This is a genomic window from Arthrobacter sp. Y3222053, from assembly GCF_059092805.1.
The window spans coordinates 1-250 of record NZ_JBNHIA010000025.1; the positions used below are offsets into that span (position 1 = coordinate 1).

The following is a 250-nucleotide window of genomic DNA, read 5'->3' on the forward strand; positions in this document are numbered from 1 at the left end:
AGCAGTACGGACAGCCGGCGGACCCCACAGCCCAGCAGCAGTACGGACAGCAGCAGTACGGACAGCCGGCGGACCCCACAGCCCAGCAGCAGTACGGACAGCCGCAGTACGGACAGCCGGCGGACCCCACAGCCCAGCAGCAGTACGGACAGCAGCAGTACGGACAGCCGGCGGACCCCACAGCCCAGCAGCAGTACGGACAGCAGCAGTACGGACAGCCGGCGGACCCCACAGCCCAGCAGCAGTACGG

General features: G+C 69.2%; 1 pseudogene. It reads left to right on the forward strand.

Features of this window, described 5'->3' with window-relative positions:
- A pseudogene (locus AC5RUW_RS16645) lies at positions 1-250 on the forward strand (hypothetical protein); the annotation flags it as partial.